At 49.3% G+C, this 19,545-nt stretch carries 16 protein-coding genes; 6 read left to right on the plus strand and 10 right to left on the minus strand.

The features are described 5' to 3' along the window. The coding region (locus QZT80_RS03335; RefSeq protein ID WP_295117613.1) for a hypothetical protein at positions 1 to 364 on the minus strand (364 nt) is incomplete at its 3' end. A 590-nt stretch (positions 365 to 954) separates the two neighbouring features. Between QZT80_RS03335 and QZT80_RS03340 the strand changes: the two genes are divergently transcribed. Next, complete coding sequence (locus QZT80_RS03340) at positions 955 to 1,599, plus strand: HAD-IA family hydrolase (protein WP_295117615.1); 645 nt, start codon at positions 955 to 957, stop codon at positions 1,597 to 1,599. Between the two features lie 44 nt (positions 1,600 to 1,643). On the opposite strand, the gene QZT80_RS03345 is transcribed toward QZT80_RS03340, so the two are convergent. Both QZT80_RS03345 and QZT80_RS03350 read right to left on the minus strand, forming a co-directional pair. Further along, entirely contained in the window at positions 1,644 to 4,109 is a 2,466-nt protein-coding gene (locus QZT80_RS03345; RefSeq protein ID WP_295117617.1) for a glycoside hydrolase family 95 protein, read from the minus strand. Between the two features lie 10 nt (positions 4,110 to 4,119). After that, positions 4,120 to 4,923, minus strand: coding sequence for a hypothetical protein (locus tag QZT80_RS03350; protein WP_295117620.1), 804 nt, complete (start codon positions 4,921 to 4,923; stop codon positions 4,120 to 4,122). 112 nt (positions 4,924 to 5,035) lie between these two features. Between QZT80_RS03350 and QZT80_RS03355 the strand changes: the two genes are divergently transcribed. Beyond that, positions 5,036 to 5,749, plus strand: a complete 714-nt coding sequence (locus QZT80_RS03355) for an SDR family NAD(P)-dependent oxidoreductase (protein ID WP_295117623.1) — start codon at positions 5,036 to 5,038, stop codon at positions 5,747 to 5,749. A gap of 28 nt (positions 5,750 to 5,777) precedes the next feature. Next, positions 5,778 to 6,467, plus strand: a complete 690-nt coding sequence (locus QZT80_RS03360) for a DUF1080 domain-containing protein (protein WP_295117626.1) — start codon at positions 5,778 to 5,780, stop codon at positions 6,465 to 6,467. A 1,243-nt stretch (positions 6,468 to 7,710) separates the two neighbouring features. Here QZT80_RS03360 and QZT80_RS03365 read toward each other — a convergent pair. From QZT80_RS03365 to QZT80_RS03375, 3 genes are all read right to left on the minus strand, one after another. Next, positions 7,711 to 8,859: a putative sensor domain DACNV-containing protein gene (locus tag QZT80_RS03365; RefSeq protein WP_295117629.1), complete on the minus strand. Its 1,149-nt coding sequence runs from the start codon at positions 8,857 to 8,859 to the stop codon at positions 7,711 to 7,713. Positions 8,860 to 8,937: 78 nt separating this feature from the next. Continuing rightward, a complete protein-coding gene (locus tag QZT80_RS03370) occupies positions 8,938 to 9,813 on the minus strand; it encodes a DUF4349 domain-containing protein (RefSeq protein ID WP_295117632.1) in 876 nt (291 codons plus the stop codon). Positions 9,814 to 9,932: 119 nt separating this feature from the next. After that, positions 9,933 to 10,871, minus strand: a complete 939-nt coding sequence (locus QZT80_RS03375) for a diacylglycerol kinase family protein (RefSeq protein ID WP_295117635.1) — start codon at positions 10,869 to 10,871, stop codon at positions 9,933 to 9,935. 62 nt (positions 10,872 to 10,933) lie between these two features. Between QZT80_RS03375 and surE the strand changes: the two genes are divergently transcribed. Next, on the plus strand, positions 10,934 to 11,698 hold the full coding sequence (gene surE / locus QZT80_RS03380) for a 5'/3'-nucleotidase SurE (protein ID WP_295117638.1): 765 nt from the start codon (positions 10,934 to 10,936) through the stop codon (positions 11,696 to 11,698). On the opposite strand, the gene QZT80_RS03385 is transcribed toward surE, so the two are convergent. After that, positions 11,679 to 12,158 carry a DinB family protein gene (locus QZT80_RS03385; RefSeq protein ID WP_295117641.1) on the minus strand — a complete coding sequence of 160 codons (480 nt, stop codon included), beginning with the start codon at positions 12,156 to 12,158 and terminating at the stop codon, positions 11,679 to 11,681. The genes surE and QZT80_RS03385 overlap by 20 nt on opposite strands. A 79-nt stretch (positions 12,159 to 12,237) precedes the next feature. Here QZT80_RS03385 and QZT80_RS03390 point away from each other — a divergent pair, with 79 nt between their 5' ends. After that, a complete protein-coding gene (locus tag QZT80_RS03390) occupies positions 12,238 to 12,627 on the plus strand; it encodes a VOC family protein (protein WP_295117644.1) in 390 nt (129 codons plus the stop codon). A 199-nt stretch (positions 12,628 to 12,826) separates the two neighbouring features. Then, the gene (locus QZT80_RS03395; RefSeq protein WP_295117647.1) at positions 12,827 to 14,665 is read left to right on the plus strand and encodes a beta-L-arabinofuranosidase domain-containing protein; all 1,839 of its coding nucleotides are present in this window, start codon (positions 12,827 to 12,829) and stop codon (positions 14,663 to 14,665) included. Between the two features lie 2 nt (positions 14,666 to 14,667). On the opposite strand, the gene QZT80_RS03400 is transcribed toward QZT80_RS03395, so the two are convergent. The 3 genes from QZT80_RS03400 to QZT80_RS03410 all read right to left on the minus strand — a co-directional run. Further along, a complete protein-coding gene (locus tag QZT80_RS03400; protein ID WP_295117650.1) occupies positions 14,668 to 17,295 on the minus strand; it encodes a glucosidase in 2,628 nt (875 codons plus the stop codon). Between the two features lie 90 nt (positions 17,296 to 17,385). Beyond that, a complete protein-coding gene (locus QZT80_RS03405; RefSeq protein ID WP_295117652.1) occupies positions 17,386 to 17,994 on the minus strand; it encodes an HAD-IA family hydrolase in 609 nt (202 codons plus the stop codon). A gap of 4 nt (positions 17,995 to 17,998) precedes the next feature. Next, the coding region (locus QZT80_RS03410) for a transketolase (RefSeq protein WP_295117655.1) at positions 17,999 to 19,545 on the minus strand (1,547 nt) is incomplete at its 5' end.

Here is a 19,545-nt window from a genome sequence, read left to right on the forward strand (position 1 = left end):
TAAGTTCATCGATAACCGAAAGTCTCACCTGCTCGCTTTTATCCCTTAGCATTTTTTTCTTTTCTTCACTGATATCAGGATCTTTTAATAAGGTGTCAATCCGGGTTAACAAATTGATTCTTGCTTTTCTGGTTTTGAATTTTTTAATGATAAATGATATTTCGGGAGAACAAATATTCCATAACGATTTTATAGCGAGCGTAAGCACAGGTGCCAAAATAATTAACCATGACTTAAAAACATTACTATCAGGTAAATTTTGCGCCAGGCTTAATAAAACCATTCCGCCGCCGGCACCGGCTATATTATCTACGTTATTGGAAATCGTCTTTTTTGAGGACGTTTGAGGTGTTGCTTTTACCAAAAAAACTATTTTAGACCAAGGAGTATATCTGCAAAATCAATTACAGCATTTACATCATTTTTCCTTTCGAGGTCAAGTTCGGCAGTTTCGCCGCTTTTTCCCTGAATCCTGATTTTTTTTACCCGGGCAAACCTACTTTTCAGGATTCTGAAAAGAGGAATAGACATTGTTGTTATAAAAACAAGCGCAACTAATATCGTAATTGTATTGTTCACCATTATTTTATTACTTAATCACTTCAATAAAGTTAACGTTTTTTCTAATCAAAAAAATACAACACGTTCTCAAAATACACTGATAACGATACTTGCTAATTTGCTAATCCTGCCTTCATTAAATCTATTTTGTTTTGTGTTGTTGGTGTTAGCAGCATTACACACATTTTGAAATTTATCTAACACCTCAGCGATCATTCTTAAAACATTTTGTCTTTAAAGATGTATATATAACCCGCCCCCGGATCAGCGCTATCTAACCCATGATTTCAAACTTTTCCCTATAAATGCCAGAATTTTATATATTTACGCATATCAGCATCCCCCTGCCTGTAAAAGCTAATGAACCTAATATTTTAATTAAGCAGACTACTTATGATTCAACCTGGATGTATCATTTTTGATTGTGATGGCGTATTGGTAGATAGTGAAACGATCGGTATCAGAGTGTTACTCGATATGACGGCCGAATATGGCGTAACCAAGGACTTCACCGAGGCTGTGGACGAATTCAGCGGCCGCCGCCTGCGGGATGTACTTAACGTATTGCAAACACAGGCCGCCTCGCCGTTCCCGTCAAACTTCGAACAGTCGTTCCGGGAGCAATCCTATAAAGTTTTTCAAACGGAGGTATTACCTGTAGACGGTATACCAGAATTACTTTCCAGCCTCTCGATACCGTTTTGCGTAGCATCGAGCGGACCAGTGGAAAAGATTAAACTGAACCTGAACCTTACCGGCCTGTTGCCTTACTTCGGCGACCGCATTTACAGCGGCTACGATATCAATAGCTGGAAACCAGATCCGGGCATATTCCTGCACGCGGCCAAACAAATGGGCTTTGCGCCTGCAGACTGTGTGGTAGTGGAAGATAGCAGGGCGGGCGTTACTGCTGGTGTGAGCGGAGGTTTTAAGGTGTTTGGGTACGCGAAACATTCTAACCCGGTGGAATTAAAGAAAGAAGGGGCGCAGGTGTTTTATAGTATGCACGATTTACCCGGGTTGCTGGGTTTGAAATAAAAGGGAGAAGGCCGTTGCTACATTGCAACGGCCTTCTCCCTTTATCATTTAGGCAATATCGTGTATGCCTCTCCTTTAGTCGCATTTAGCAGCATCAGTCCATCCGGCCCCTGTTCAAATTTTACACCTTTTACGGTTGCCGGTGCATTCACCCTCACCACCAGTTTACCACCATTCACTGATACCAGTTTCGCCGATTTAAACTTCCCATTCTCCCAACTGATATCCACCGTGATGTTACCACGTGCTTTAAGCCCGGTAATACGGCCTGTTTTCCATGCCGATGGCAGGGCTGGCAGCAAGTGTGTTTCGTACAGTCCTGGTTCATACTGGCGATGACTTTGCAACAGCATTTCGGCCATACCGGCCGTGCCGGCAAAGTTACCATCTATCTGGAACGGGGGATGTGCATCGAAGAAGTTTGGATAAGTGCCACCAGCACCGTTACCGGTCGCCGGCATGTACTTCATCAGCTGGCGGATGAGCATATGCGCATGATCGCCATCGAGCAAACGTGCCCAGAAGTTGATTTTCCAGCTTTTGCTCCAGCCGGTACCACCATCGCCACGCAACTCCAGTGTTTTTTTGGCAGCAGCAAACAAAGCTGGTTGTTCTGGCGTGATTTGCGTACCCGGATGTAAGCCGTACAAGTGCGACACATGCCGGTGTTCTGGTTCTGTTTCCGGAAAATCTTTGTACCACTCCTGCAACTGCCCTTTGGAACCAATCTTAAATGGGTACAGCGCTTTTATTTCTTCGCCCAGTTTAGTACCGAACGCGGGGTCCTGACCGAGTATGCGGTTAGCTTCCTGCAGGTTGGTATACAGGTCGCGGATGATAGACATATCCATAGTGGTAGCCACCGACACGCCCTGCCCTTTCCCGTTTTTATCTTTAAACTTATTTTCTGGGGTGGTAGATGGGGCGGTTACCAGGAAACCATCTTTATCCTTAATGAGCCAGTCGGCACTGAATTGGGCCGCGCCTTTCATCACCGGGTACGCCTTGGTGGCCAGGAATTGTTTGTCGCCGGTATACAGATAGTGTTCCCACAGGTGGCGGGCAAGCCAGTTACCCCCCATCGGCCAGTTCGCCCAGGTAGGATCACCATTACCAACATCGCCAACAGGATTAGCCTCGCACCAGATATCGGAGTTGTGGTTGGCCACCCAGCCGTTGGCCTGGTAAAACTCTTTCGCCGTACGCCTGCCCACTACCGACAAATGCTGCATCCAGTCGAGCAGCGGCTGGTGCATTTCGCTGAGGTTAGTTACCTCTGCAGGCCAGTAGTTCATCTGGGTATTGATGTTGATGGTATAATTTGAACTCCAGGGCGCACGTAATTCTTTGTTCCACATGCCCTGCAGGTTCGCTGGCGGACTACCCGGCCTCGAACACGATATCAGCAGGTAACGGCCATACTGGAAGTACAGTATTTCCAGTCCGGGATCGGACACACCAGTGGCGTAGGTCTGCAAACGTTCATCGGAGGGCTGGGCATTGACCGGCTTCTCTCCATCTACTTCAAAATTAACCCTGTTGAAATACTTCGCGAAGTCGGCCTTGTGCGCGGCAAACACCGATTTGTAACCTTTTTGCATCGCCTTTTGCACCAGCGATTTTGTAATCGCCTTTTCGTCTTTACCTTCTGTATCCGGACATTTATCATATCCATTGAAACTGGTAGCGGCAGCCACATACAACAGCACTTCAGAAGCGCCGCTGATATGAATACCCGACGTATCGGCCAGTAGTTTACCGTCTTTTACAGTTGCACGTGTACGCACCTGGTAACGCATGCCATTGCAGCTGCCCGGCTCTTCGTAAATCACATGTTCCCTGTCTTTCGGGTTGTAATAATTCGGATCTACATGCGAAGGCGCCTTTCCGCTCATCACCAGCTCATTACTTCCATTGGAAGATAAGCGGTAACGCAGCTGGCTTTTTGCTGCCACATCCAGGGTAATCGCTTTAGGCTGATTAGCACTGATGCGGACGATCATAATATTGTCCGGGGCAGATGTAAATACCTCGCGGGTGTAAGTAATATTGTTGACCTTAAATGTCGTTTTTGCTACAGCGGTGGTAAAGTCCAGGTCGCGGTAGTAGTTGGAGGGCGTAGCGCCTTTTAGGTTCTGGTGTATCATCAGGTCGCCCAGCGGCAGGAACGATTCAGTATAGAGTCCCTGCATTTTACGCGTCAGCTGGTCGGCTTTGGAGTAATCTTCTTCATTGAACAACGCTTCGCGTATGGGTTTCAGGTACGAAGCAGCCTGCGGGTTTGGATTACCTTTCACCGGGCCACCGCTCCACAGCGAGCTCTCGTTCAGTTGCAGCAACTCATCTTCCGGCTTACCAAATACCATCGCCCCTATTTTGCCATTACCTACGGGCAGCGCTTCCTGCCAGGCAGTGGCGGGTTTGTTATACCAAAGCTTTAACGGCTGCTGTGCCTTTAACGTGGAAGCTGCACATAACAGTGGAATAAATAAAATGTACCTGTTCTTCATAAAAGTTTTATTAGTCTTTGCTGCGCTTAAAACGTGTCAGCTGCTCCTCGTTGTTTGCGCTTAACTGGTGAATTTCGATGAGCAGATTATCCGCATCATACCTGTACTTCGTTTGACCGGTGATAACCCCGTTTTTATAATTTCTTATCAAAATAAGATTACCATTTTTGTCCAGCAGATTTTCTACCTGTGTAGCCCCATCTTCGCTGCGCACCTCCCAGCGCATGCTGGTATCGGTACGTGTCAGCAATTTCGAACTGGAACGTTCGCTTCCACTGGCATCGATGCGTTTCGACGATGCCTCTTCATCAAAATCATTATACGTATATTCCATCCGGTAATCGATCTTGTCTTCTTTCAGCGACTCCATCGTAGCAATATTTCCCCGTTTGTCGTAACTCATCAAAATACGGCGTTCGAGTACAGAATCAGTGTACACATTACGTTCGGTGTTATTGCCGGCAGCATCATACACATATTTTATCTTACTGATAAACAACATTGTTTTATACAACACTTCCTCCACCTTTCCGTCTTTATTATAGCTAAAGTCCTCCACAGCGTTAACAGGCCCGCGTCCATTATCCGACATGTTCATTCTGCGTGTGAGGCGGCCCTTTTCATCATATTCAGATACAGACACCAACTTACCATGCACCGTATCGCCGGCTTCATAATTATACGCTCTCTCGAACCGTATACCGTTTTTCATGAGGACCTTCCGGTTTTTTTCTTCGTTCTGTTTTTCGCGTGGCAGCGGCTTCTGGCAGGCCATGCCTACGATGGATAACAACAGGATCAATACTTTTTTCATAGACAGGGTTTTAATAGGATGGCTAAAAATAAGGATCGCGATGCTACTTTCCTAACACGATGTTATCGCGAGGTGGTGTTATTTTCTATCTTTGCCACCCTAAACGACTGACATGCAAACTAAAACCGTTCTAATCCTCGGTGCCAATTCCGACGTTGCCAAAGCAGCCCTGCTTCAGTACGTCGCCAAAGGCTACCATGTAATTGCCGCAAGCCGCAGCACCGATGAGTTACAGCGCTTTACAGCGGACCTTCAGCATGTACAGGTGCGCTACTTCGATGCCGCCGATTTTGCCAGTCACGCTGCGTTTTATGCACAACTGACGGAGAAGCCGCACATCGTGCTGTACGCTGCCGGTTACCTCAAACATAACGAAGAGGCCCTGCTCGACTGGGAAGGTAGTTTCAGGATGATGCAGGTGCATTACGCCGGGGCCGTATCCATTATCAACATTATTGCCATGGATAAACAGAACACCCGGCTGGAGCGGATTATCGGCCTTTCGTCGCTGTCGGGCGTAAGGGGCAGGAAGAGCAATTTTATTTACGGCAGCACCAAATCCGCCTTTACCCAATACCTCGCCGGGTTACGACAGTACCTGTTCAGCCGCCGTATTACCGTTAACGTGGTAGTGGCCGGCTACATCCGCAGTAAGATGACGGCAGGACTGAACCTGCCGGAGTCGTTGATGCTGGAGCCCTCTTTCATTGCCAGCGCAGTGGTCAATGCAGGCAGCGGCTTCACGATCGTTCCCGGTTTCAAATGGAAACTGATCTACACCGCATTGAAGTACATGCCCGAAAAACTGGTGGCTAAACTTCCATAAAATCTCTATCTTACCACAAACCCACATTATGAAGAAGCCCTTACTTTTGGCAGCTTTCGCTTTACTGGCTACTACCGCCGCTAAAGCACAAACTTACAGCCTGTTCAACTTTAAAGATTTTTCCGGCTGGCACATCGATGTACCCGCGCTGGATAAGGATACTACGGCCCAAAGCCCTTTTATCATCCGTAATGGATACCTGGTAAGTCTTGCCAATCCACAAGGCCACATCATTACTGATTCTGTTTACAAGAACTACCGCCTGCAGGTGGAGTACCGCTTTGCCGCCAAACCCGGTAACTGCGGCGTACTCGTACACGCCTCCACCCCAAGGGTGTTATACGGCATGTTCCCTAAGTCGATAGAAGCACAGCTCATGACAAAAAACGCCGGTGACTTCTGGTGTATCGGCGAAGATATCACCGTACCCGACATGGAATCACGCCGCGGCCCTAAAGCCAACTGGGGCGCTGTAGACGGCAAAGAACGCCGCATTAAGAACCTTACCGATAATTCCGAAAAGCCCGAAGGCGAATGGAATACCATGGTACTCGAGTGCCTGGGTAACGAGGTAAAGGTTTGGGTGAATGGAGATCTCGTCAACCACGGCACCAACTGCACCGTAAGCGAAGGCAATATTGCACTGCAGGCCGAAGGCTCCGAGGTGGAGTTCCGGAAAGTAGAGATTACAAGAGGTTTAAAGAAACTGACCCGGTAACCAGTTATATCATCACCTGATTCAGGAACATACATCCGTCCGCCCGTCTGGCCGCCACTTTCAGGCCTTTCTGCGGACGGATGTACCTCCTCTTCTTCTTCCTCCTCTGGCACCTCCCCTTCTTCCACAACGTTTACATCCACCAGCTGCAAAGCGTTGTACTTCCTGTTTTCCAGATCATACACGTGTCCGTGCTCCACCTGCACAAAGTATATCCCAAATGCTGTGAACAGAGGCAGATTACCCGCTCCCGGCACTTGCATCTCCAGTTTTACATCACCCATTTTCAGCGCGTTTACATCCAGCAGGTCAGATGCAACATGAGCCTTTAACGACTTCCCTGAATGAAAGTTCACCGCCGCCGTAACAGCATGTAATATAAAATGCGTGGCACCAGCAGGACAGCGCACCGCCCTTTGCGGGGAGAAGGCAGGCACCGTCACCGTTACCGTACCATTACCCCGATCAGTAACTGTTTTACAAGGCGCATACAACGTTCGGCCCAGCGAGCAATTACCATTGAATTCGAATCCCCGTAACTGATGCGCGCCACCATCCAGCAGGTTACGTTCACCCAGCCCGCTCTTCAAATCCGTTTTAGCTATTTTGCAGATTGCACTGGTTAACCGAAGGTGCATACGGGTATCGCCAGCCCGACGTATACCCTCCCATAGTGCATCACGCAGGACTTTGCCTGCTCTGCTGGCATTGGTAAATTCGAACAGGCTGCTGCGTGAGTTTTCGAATTCGGGCGCATTGAGTACCTGCTCTCTTTTGGGGCCGCGCTTGCGGCGTACTTTAAGACCATCGGCCACCTTTATGACCGTTAGGCCGCTCAGTGCATCTTCCAGCCTTCTTCGTATATTTTTTCCGTACATGATCGTATGTTTTGGTGAATGATAACGAGGCAAAGCCGCCTTGTTTTCACAATATTATACGTTCGCCCCAGCATGGAAAAATTGCGTGTCGTTTTTGTCGTTTTTGTCGTATTTGTCGTTTGTTAATGGAGCGCGGCGGCAATTCTAAACAGGTTTTCAGATCATCCTGCGGGGTTAGGCAAAGCGTGTGCACATTGTTAGCAATCCGTTAGTACAGGTTGGGTAATCCTAATATAATTCTAGTACAATGCTAATATCTTCCTAATACTTACCTGGTACAAATGGCTTGCTACAGCTGTGTAACAGCAAAGGGACTGGCCTGGAAGCATATGATACCTCCGGGCCAGTCCCTTCCATCAATCATGTTACAATAAAAGGCTGTCGATCCTGTGGGCCTGCACCATTTGCGTTTGGGCCGACCAGGAAAAGATGGTAAAGTTACCGTCCTGCGAAGCCACCAGTGCGATAGAGTCGTTTTGGTCGTGTATGAACTGGGCGGCAGAGAGGTGGCGGGTACCACCTATGCTGGACGGATGTATCAGGGAGGGATGCCCTCCTACGATCGGCTCCATCCACAACACCTGTTCTACAGGTTCCGAGCGGCTGGCGCGCATAATTTTTGCGCCAAAGGCCAGCAGTTCGTGGCGGTCATTTACCAGGGTAGCGCCGTCTACAGCAGTAAGCCCGGTAATGTTCTCCACCTCGCGGCGCAGCGCATTTTGCCAGTATATTTCGCTTACCTTATTGCTGTCTTGCCGCAGCAGGTCCGCCACACCCGTAAAGGCCGGCTCTATCCGGTATTGCAGCGGGTGTATGATCGATTCTTTCCAGGTATCAGAGCCATAAGGCGTTACCAGCAGGATGCCTCCGTGCCTATGGGCGCGCATGGATACGGCAATCTGGATGAGTACATTTACATAGTTATTCCACTGTCCCGACGCATTATGGCCAAGCAGCGAGGCCAGTATGGCCGGCGTATCGTTAAGGGTCGCACTTTCTTCATCTACCAGTTTCACCTGGTCGCCCTTCAGCACCGCCACGTTGGCGAACTTACCCAGGCCAATGATGCGGCGGTGTTTAACCACCAGCAGTCCGGGTTCCGACACATCCAATACAAAACAATAATTAGGTAGTTTGATGGTAGTTCCCCAAATGCAAAGCTCCCCGTTTTCGTACCATACGCCCACGTATACACCAGCACGTTCCACACCGGGCGCCAGTTTGGTAAGCACCTTGGGCGTAAGGGCCAGCTTTTTTTCAAATAACAGCGGGCGGCCAGCCTGGCTGGGTTTCAGAAATGCCAGGGATATACGGGGTTCGTTACCCTCTTCTTTCCGCAAACTGGCCCAAAAGGCCACATCGATCATCGTTTCAATGATCTTCGCTGAGGGTACCGCGGCCAGATCTTCTTCCCCATTCTCTTCCGCTACGGCTATATGTTTTAAAAAGTGATCTTCAACTAAACCCGAAATCTTACCGGCAGCCTGGTAAGTCGATTCATTCATCAATTCCATAGTTTTTTGGTCGAGCCGACGTAGGCCGGTCTGGGGCAAATTTAGAAAAATTTACCGGAGGATGGAGGGGGGAGATATTTACCCCGCTAACACCTTCTTCCCAAACCTCCTATATCCCCAATACCCTAATCCAGCTAAAATCCATAATGGCCACAACGCAATAAGCACAACAGCGAAGCCCAAAACAGCACCAGCTCCATCGCGCAGTGCATTAAGGGAAGCCGTGGCGAACGGCGTACTGGTTACGTAATCAGGGTTCACCAACACCTGCACATCCGCCGTTTCAGGTTGATAAAGTTGCAGTGTGATCGTCGAATAAGCTACGTCCTCCCTAATCTGCAGGTTCTCGATTTTCCGGTGAACAGCTTCGGCGGTTTTATCAGCCTGCACGGCGTTCATGTCTATTGCCTTGTCGTTGCGCGTGGGCGCGAGTACTGGTGCCGGGGTAGATTCGTTTTGTAATTCATTCGACAGGTAAAGCAGTGAAGCATCCTTGTCGGAAAGCTTGCGGGCATCGACGAATGAAGAGAGTGCGGACAGTGTGTACACTACCGAATCGAGGTGAGTTACGGGTACACGTAACCGGATATTAGACGTGGTGGTGTAAAGTTGTACACGTTTAATCGAATCCGGTTTGTAACGAATGTCTTTAGAAGAACGGTACTCGTTCTGTTGTGTACTTTCTTCCACGACACCGTTTAACGAACGTACTAAACGTTCTACGCGTTCGGATGTTTGCTGTACGTTGTTTACGCGACAACGAAAATCTGCGCTGCGTATTCGCTTTCGTTCAGCGGAAGTGAGGGAAAGCATGTTGTGCTCTCTTTGAGCGACTGTTGTGGAATCCGATACTGTTTGTACCTGCTCGTCACGAGCGTAGGAACGGCCAGCCTGGCAACTGTACACCAGCATAAATGCCGGTACTGCTGCCCAGTAAAACAATGAACTGCGCATAATGGGATATTTCTTCTTTATGCAAAACGCAGGCGAAAGGTAACCTTTAGGAATTGTTAAAATGAAAAAAGGCGCTGCCTTTTGCAACGCCTGATTTACATGTATCCAGTGTGTATCGGTTAATTTTTATCGATGCCGTCCTGTATGCCAGGTACGTAGAATTCTATCGCTCCTTCTTTTACGCGGATCTCAAAAACGATTCCTTTTACATCTTTGATCACTTCATCGTCTACATGTGCGTGAACGCCTTCCCATGTAAGTGTGATCTCTTTTGCCTTAAGGGTGGAGAACGTGAAGGGCGTATTACCATCTTTCATCTTATCCCAGATATAAGTGGCAAACTTTTCCCGCTGGTTCTCCGCGATCAGTATCACTTCAAACTCGCCATCATTTGTATTGGCTGAAGGGTTCAGATCAAGATTCGGGCCAAGCGATGGGGTATTCATTACTTCTATCAGCAAAAAATTACCGGAATGATCTACACCATCGATCACCAACTGGCAGGGTTTGGCTTTGTAGTTGTCGATAATATCGTGCAGTACGTGTAAGGCATTGTCGATACGTTCTTCGGGCGACACATCTTTTTTATCGGCACCATCACGCATATCGTTCATCAGTTTGGGAAATACGCCGAAACCAAAGCCTTCCAGGAAGTACATTGTTTCTGCAAAACCGCTGATCTTACCCACATCAAATTTACGCACATGCTCATCGCGCCACGATTTTATAATCTCCTTTTCCGTCCCGCTTATCTCCAATGATTTACCAATATTATTGGCAGTTCCTTTGGGAAGCAGTGCGATGGGGTAATTCTTTTTATCGCCCGCTTCGCCCGATAACATGGCCACACTTACTTTTCGTACTGTGCCATCGCCACCTGCTACTGCTAAAAAATCAACTTCCGGGGCTATGTCCTTCCAGCCTTTTTCTTTGGTGGAGGAGTAAATGCATTTGAATCCGGTGGCTTCGATCAGTTTAATCAAATCATCTTCAGAATGTTCTTTATCGCCAGCTTTGGGATTATGCAATAAGTTTACAGTTTTCATTGGTTGTTTCATATACTAGCGTTTGGCAAAAAGAGGGCCAAGTCGGTGGCATGATATTGGAAGCCTGAATGGGTATGAAGATACTTATCACAAACGACGACGGCATTTATAGTCCGGGCATTGCGGCCCTGGCCAAAGCGGCTTCCCGTTTCGGAGAAGTAAAGGTGGTGGCTCCTGATGTGGAACAATCCTCTATGGGCCATGCAGTAACGCATTCCCGCCCGCTATCCTATAAGAAATCGCCCATACAATTTGAGGGCATTGAGGCTTATCGTGTAAACGGTACACCGGCCGATTGTGTGGCGCTGGGTACCCATCTTTCCAATATTGATGTTGTACTGTCGGGCATTAACATGGGGCCTAACCTGGGCAACGGGATGTGGCACTCGGGTACGCTGGCCGCTGCCAAGCAGGCCGTGTTATTGGGCATAAAAGGTATTGCGCTGAGCACACCGGTGGGCAAAACAGAACCTGACTTCGAAGCACTGGAACCTTATGTAGTGGAAGTACTGCAGTTGCTGCTGGACAAACCAGGACTCAGCCTGTATAATGTAAACTTCCCGCCAGATGCACAGGGTATTCGCTGGACGAGGCAGTCGGTACGATTGTACGACGGCACTATTGTTCCAGGCGTAGATCCGATGAACCGCAAGCACTACTGGTTTACCGTAACCCCGCTTGAACCTGCCGAAGAAGGCACCGACCGTTGGGCGGTAGATAATGGTTTTGTGTCGGTTACGCCACTGCGCCTTGATCTTACGAACGAGGAAGAGCTGAAAAAAGCCTTGGCCGAGTACGGTGAGCAGGTGAACGTAGACGTTAATCCCAGGCATCCATAAGCCGGCGTAATACAAGTATTTCGCCTGTATGGTAGGCATTGTGATCGGCAATCAGCACCGCTTCGCGGAACAGCGACTGTCCGCTTCCCCATTCGAACGGTGTGAGGAGGTCGTCGCCCGCTTCTTTCAATAGTTTAAAGAACCTTTCCTGGTCCTCCTCAATTTGTTTGAGCGAGGCTTTCCAGGTTTTATCATCCACCTCGGTTTTGTTAGCCGTCCAATACCCTTTGGGCCAGTCGGGGCTTTTATGATCTGCGGAAATACAGAACTCCACAATATCCCACTGGGTAATACGCAAATGCTCCACCAGTTGCCAGATCGAATAAGGCAGGTTCTGTACCTTCTTACCCCTTAACTCCGCCGGTAATTTCGCCACTGCATCCGCCATCGAAACATGCGCGTTTCCTTTCTGAATGAGCGTTACCAGCTCCGTAATGATATCAGCTTTCTTATTTTTCATACGTTTCCACGCCACAATAATCCGGCCAGCAAAGAATATTTATTTAGCTTTGCCGGGATTTCTACCAACGGGTTTGTCTATGTTAAAGCTGAATAAAATTCATCATATTGCCATTATCTGTTCCGACTACGAGCGTTCCAAAGCCTTCTATACCAATGTACTTGGCTTTGAAATTATCAAGGAAACATACCGCCTCGAGCGGCAGTCGTACAAGCTGGACCTGGCACTGGCAGGCACCTATATGATCGAATTGTTCACTTTCCCCACCCCTCCTGCCCGCCCCTCACGCCCCGAAGCCCAGGGTTTACGCCATCTCGCCTTTGAGGTCGACGATGTACAGGCCGAAGCCCAGAAACTTAAGCAGCTTGGCGTGGCCGTTGAAGAAGTGCGTGTGGACGAGATCACAAAAAAGAAGTTTACATTTTTTACGGACCCAGATGGATTGCCGCTGGAGATATATGAACGGTAGTCCTGCTTTACGGCAGGATTTTTTTTAGGAACAAACAGCAGGAAGGCTATCGGGCCGCCGTTGTGTCACTCCCTTCAACGGCTGTAACAACAGTGGGCGAAGCCCCGCTCCTCCCATCACGGCGGTGTATACACCACACTCTCATATATACATCCAACCAAATTTTTCCTATCTTACTCTCCATTACAAATCCACGTCAATGTACCGCTTCCTCTTCCTCCTGGCCCTGCCTGTTTCTGTATTGGCACAGCAGCCCGATGTACTTACTCCCGTTTACCAACAACAACTTACCGGGTATACAGCCGGTAAGTTCAATGCCTCCTACGACCATCGCATCCTCGCACAGGATGTGGACAAACTAGTAGCGCCTTTTAAGCAACGAACGGAGGACAGGTGCTGGCAAAGTGAATTTTGGGGAAAGTGGTTTACGTCTGCCGTACAGGCTTACCGGTACCGCCCTACGCCCGAATTAAAGGCACTGCTGGACAAAGCCGTAAAGGAACTCATAGCCACCCAAACCCCGGATGGTTACATTGGCAACTATGCCTACGATAAACACTTCCAGCAATGGGACATCTGGGGGCGTAAGTACTGCATGTTGGGCCTGCTGGCTTATTATGATATCACCAATGATAAAAAAGCACTGCAGGCGGCGGTAAAAGAGGCTGACTTCCTGATGAAGGAACTGAACGATAAGCAGGTGCAGATCGTTAAACAGGGCAACTACCAGGGCATGGCGGCCAGTTCTGTACTGGAGCCTGTTGTACAATTATATACCCGCACCCGCAACAAAAAATACCTCGACTTTGCCGAGCGTATCGTACAACAATGGGAACAACCGGGTGGCCTGCAACTGATCACTAAAAGCAATACCGATGTGGCCAAACGTTTCCCAAAGCCTGCCCCTAACAAGTGGTTTGGCTGGGACAATGGGCAGAAAGCGTACGAGATGATGTCGTGTTACGAAGGACTGCTGGAACTGTACAGGGTGACGGGCAACGACGCTTACAAAAAGGCAGTGGAAGTTACTTGGGACAATATCCGTCGCACCGAAATAAACCTGGCGGGCTCGGGGTCGGCGGTGGAATGCTGGTTCGGAGGGCAGGCTTACCAGACCTTACCGATGAAACATTACCAGGAAACCTGTGTAACCGCCACCTGGATCAAACTAAGCCAGCAACTGTTACGCCTTACCGGCGATGCGAAGTATGCAGACGCTATTGAACAAACATTTTACAACGCCCTGCTGGCCTCCATGACCAATGATGGCAGCGACTGGGCTAAGTATACACCGCTTGCCGGTTTACGTATGGAAGGCAGCGAGCAATGCCACATGGGCACTAACTGCTGCGTAGCCAGCGGGCCGCGTGGTTTATTTACCCTGCCCTCTACCGCCGTAATGACCGACGCACAGGGCCTCCACATCAACTTTTACCTGCCTGGTAAATACGATGTAACCTTACCCGGCGGCGTTAAAGCAGTAATTGCGCAACAAACGAACTACCCTGTAGACGGTAAAGTGGTTATCGTCGTGCAACCTTCAAAGGCCAGTGCTTTCACCGTTCAAATGCGTGTACCCGAATGGAGCGCTAAAAGCAGCGTAACGGTGAACGGAGAAGCAGTGAACAATACCAAAGCCGGCAGCTACCTCGCCATTAACCGCACCTGGAAAACCGGCGACAGTATTACGCTCGAACTGGATATGCGCGGCCGCGTTCACGAGCAAGACCGTCGCATCGCCATTACCCGCGGGCCGCTGCTGCTTGCTCGCGATGCAAGGCTGGGCGGACCGGATAGCGATATGCCACTGACGGCCGTAGCCAAAGATGGATACATCAACCTCACTCCTGTAACCGGCACCACCAGCAACATATGGCTGCGTGTAAACGCTCCCGTAGTCATGGAATCGTACAGAGAAGGCGGCGCACCCGGCACCTCGCTGGTGTTCTGCGACTACGCCTCGGCAGGCAATACGCTCGACAGCAGCTCACGTTTCCGGGTATGGCTGCCCAAGCTTATTGATCCTGCAAAGCTTTAAGTTTAGTGAATGCGGCACAGTGTGTCCATAACAGCAATAAGCCCCGTCCAGCCGGTTTGGTGGCTGGCACCATGGCCTTTGCCGTTATCGCCGTTAAAGTATTCGTAAAACAGGATGTAGTCTGAGAAGTGAGGATCTTTGTTATAGAGGGGATCGCCACCAAATACGGGCCGCTCTCCCTTCTCATCTCTTAAAAATATCTTTTTCAACCTTGCGCTTAACGCTGCCGCTATCCCGGCCAGTGAATGGTATTGCCCGGAATTGGTAGGGTACTCTACCCGGAAGTCGGCGGTGTAGTAATCGTGCAAACTGTATAAAGCGTCGATGAGCAGGTAATTGAGCGGCAGCCAGATGGGGCCGCGCCAGTTACTGTTACCACCGAACATATTGGTTTCGCTCTCGCCGGGAACATACCGTACGGAATAATCGGCGCCATTCAGGAAGTACGCATAGGGCTGGTGTTCATATATCTTAGAGAGAGACCGGACACCATAGTCGGATAAGAACTCTGTAGTATCTAACATCCTCTTTAATAAAAGTTTTAACCGATGACCACGCAGTAACGACATTAAGTGCTGCTCATCCCCGTTCTCATCTTTCCAGCGGCTTACCAGCGCTGCCAGGTCAGGGCGGCGCTGACTGAAACGGTCGAGTTCTTCTTTTACGTCCGGCAGTTTTTCCCATGTGGGCGTATCGAACAGGATGGTGGCATACATTGGGATCAGGCCCACGATGGAACGCAGCCGCAGCCTGTCCCAGGAGCCATCGGGGCGGCGGAGTACATCGTAATAAAAGCCGTCCTGGTCGTCCCACAAACCTTGCGATTCCTCTCCCATATGGGTAATGGAGCCTGCGATATACAGGAAGTGTTCGGAGAACTTGGTTACCATCGATTTATACACCGGGTTGTACAGGGCTAACTCCATCGCTATTTGCGTGAGGTTCAGCGAGTACATGGCCATCCAACTGGTGCCGTCGGCCTGCTCAAGATAACCGCCACCGGGTACGGGCGCGCTGCGGTTAAAGATCCCAATGTTATCTAACCCCAGGAAACCACCTTCGAATATGTTGTTGCCATTGCTGTCTTTACGGTTTACCCACCAGGTAAAGTTCATCAGCAGTTTCTGGAAAATACCCTCGAGAAAAGCATAGTCGGGCTTGCCCTTCATGGCCCAGTCGGCCTTAAACACTTTGTAAGCCGCCATGGCGTGAACGGGCGGGTTTACATCGCTGAAATCCCATTCGTATGCGGGTAACTGGCCGTTAGGGTGCATATACCTCACCTCCAGGAACAACTTCAACTGATCTTTTGCGAAATCAGGATCGAGCGGGGCGAAAGCGAGGGCGTGGAAAGCATGGTCCCAGGCGGCAAACCAGGGATACTCCCATTTATCGGGCATGGAGATGATATCTTCCGCTACAAAGTGTTTCCAATCGCTGTTACGCCCGTTACGTTTATAATCTTCGCAATGAATATGATCGGGGTCTTCGTGCAACCATTGATTTACATTGTAACTGTAAAACTGTTTGTTCCAGAACATACCTGCCCAGGCCTGGCGCTGTACACGCTTCTCATCTTCACAGGTTACTTTTTCCTGTTTGATGGCATAGAACTCATCGGCTTCGCGTTTCCTGTCTGCAAACACCTTATCGAACTGCAACAGGGGTTTATCCTGCTGCTTATTCACCAGCCGCATACGCACTTCGGCACTGCCACCCGCCGGTATATTCAATTGGTACCATAGGCCCGCTTTGGTACCTTCCTGCGCAGGATTAACCGCTGCCGTATTGTTAAACACAATACGCTCATGGAAAGCATCTTTCACGTACGGCGAGTGGTTCACACGGCCGCTGAGGCGTTGTTGATTGGTTTCATTGTTAGTCAGCAGAAAAGTGGGATCGCCATCCGCATAACAAAAGTAGTTGCCTGCATCGCCGCCGGTTAAGGCAAGTGTGCCATTGCCAGAATAGGTAATCAGCGGCTTTTGTTCCAGCACGCGGGCCGACCAGGTATTGCGGTAAAAGATTTGCGGTATTAGGTGCAGCAAAGCCGCTTCAGGGCCACGGTTAAACACCGTATAACGGATGTAGATATCATCCGGGCCATCTTTGGCGTAATCGATAAATACATCGTAATATTTCTGCTCGGAAAATATGCCCGTATCCGTTAGTTCAAATTCGGGCTGCTGCTTGTTACGCCGCCGGTTCTCCTCCACCAGCCAGTTATAAGGGAACGCCTGCTGAGGATACTTATACAGGTATTGCTGATACGAATGTGTAGGAACATTGTCGAGGTAATAATAGAGTTCTTTAACATCTTCGCCGTGGTTGCCTTCGCCGTTAGCGAGGCCGAAGAGGCGTTCTTTTAAGATAGGATCTTTGCCGTTCCAGAGAGCCAGGCTCAGGCAAAGCTTTTGTTTATCGTCGCTGATGCCCGCAATACCATCTTCTCCCCATTTATAGGCCTTACTACGGGCCATATCGTGCGACACATAATTCCAGGCATTGCCGTCCTGGCTGTAGTCTTCCCTTACCGTACCCCATTGCCGTTCCGACAAATAAGGCCCCCATTTCAGCCAGTTTTGCTCTTGATCATAATGCTGCGCCAGTCTTTTTTCTTCTGCTGTCATATTCACCGGGTTTTAACTTCTTATTCGGAAGCTAATACTTTTTTTGCAGCATGCATAAAAAACAACCGGGAGCCCTGGGGCTCCCGGCGATTATAACTTTTCTATGATACTTTTACTGGTTTCGAAACCGGTATGATGGAAGGCGTTAATACCCAGCCCCTTCGCGGTTTCTGTAAGCATTACCCGGTCGTCGAAGTAATAACACTGCTCAGGGTTTACCTGTGCAATACCCATTGCCAGCTGGAAAATACCAGGGTCGGGTTTACGCATGCCCACATCACACGACGATACAAACGCATCAAAGCAATCGTGGAGCTTAAACTTTTTGATGCGGTAATCATTTAGTTCCTTCCCTTCATTATTGATGGAAATAATACGAAATCCGCAGCCCGACTGTTTCCATTCGATCAGCCATGGCAGCATATCCGATAGCATTTCCGACTGGGAGAACATGAAAGATTTAAAATCCTCCTTCGTGAAGTCGCGCGGGTGATTAAATACGGTGAAGTCGAGATACTGGTCCAGCGTAATGCGGCCAATTTCGTACACGTTAAAAATGAACTCGTGTAAGGTGTTCATTTCCGGGTAACTGATATTGAACAACTGCGCCGCTTTTTCCCGCGACTGGTGCCCCCATCCATTGGTGAGTAATACACCGCCCACGTCCAGGAACAGTACTTTTACATTCGATGAATCCATCTGGTTATTTTAATGCTTTTGCTTTTTTAACAATTTCTTCCACGGTTAAACCGAAGTGTTTAAACAGCGTTTCCGCCGGGGCCGATTCGCCAAAGGTATCGATACCAATAGCCACCCCATCTTCCGTCACATATTTACTCCAACCCAGTGTGGAACCAGCTTCAACAGAAATACGCTTGCGCAGTTTCGCGGGGAACACCTTCTCTTTATAAGATGCGTCCTGTTTAGCGAACAGCTCCCACGAAGGCATACTCACCACGCGTGCGGCAATACCTTCTTCTTTCAATTTTGCCTGTGCCTGCATGATCAACTGTACTTCAGAACCAGTGGCCATCAGTATCAGTTCCGGTTCGGCATGTGCTTCCGATACGATGTACGCCCCTTTTTCCAGTTCAGTTGCTTTTGTATACTGCTGCTGGTCGATTACCGGCAGGTTTTGCCTGGTAAGCACAATGGCTACCGGACCCGTTTTATGTTCGATCGCCACCCTCCAGGCCTGCGCAGTTTCATTTGCATCGGCCGGACGGATTACGATAAGGTTCGGGATCGAACGCAGTGATACCAATTGTTCAATAGGCTGATGCGTGGTACCGTCCTCGCCCAAACCAATGCTATCGTGCGTAAACACGTAGATGGGGCGTATTTTCATGATAGCCGCCAGGCGGATGGGCGGGCGCATGTATTCAGAGAATATGAGGAAGGTAGCGCCGTACGGAATGGTGCCCGGTAACAGGGCCATACCGTTTAACACCGCACCCATCGCGTGTTCGCGGATACCAAAGTGGAAGTTACGGCCCAGGCGGTCGTTGGGGCCGAAGGACGTATACTTTTCCAGGTTCGTGTCCGTAGAAGGCGAAAGGTCGGCCGAGCCGCCCAGCAGTGCGGGCAAGTGTGGAGCGATGGCGTTCAGCACCTTACCAGACGCTTTACGCGTAGCAATGCCGCCCTTTACCACGTCAAACACCGGCAGGTCTTGTTGCCACTCAGCAGGCAGTTCATTTTTGCTTTCTTCGAGATAGGTAGCGGCCAGTTCGGGGTACTTCTTTTTGTACGCGGCAAACAGTTCGTTCCATTCCTTTTCCAGCAGTTGGCCTTTATCGCCCGCCTCGCGGTAGTAGTTAAATACATCTTCCGGTACCGCAAACGATTCGTCCGGGTTAAAGCCGAAGCCTTGTTTTACCAGTTTAATTTCGTCGGCGCCCAATGGGGAGCCATGTACACCGGCGGTATCCACCTTATTGGGACTGCCATAACCAATGTGCGTGCGCACTTTGATCAGCGAGGGACGGTTTTTCTCTGCGATGGCGTTGTGTACGGCTTGCGAGAGGGCTTCGAGGTCGTTGCCATCCTTTACTACCTGCACATGCCAATGGTAAGCTTCAAAACGTTTAGCCACATCTTCTGTAAAAGTGATGCCCGTATCCCCTTCGATAGAAATATTATTATCGTCGTAGAAGTAAATGAGGTTACCTAGTTGCAGATGACCGGCCATAGAAGCGGCTTCCGAAGAAATACCCTCCATCATGTCGCCATCACTGCAAATAGCGTAAA

This window comes from uncultured Chitinophaga sp. (genome assembly GCF_902168175.1).
GTDB lineage: Bacteria > Bacteroidota > Bacteroidia > Chitinophagales > Chitinophagaceae > Chitinophaga.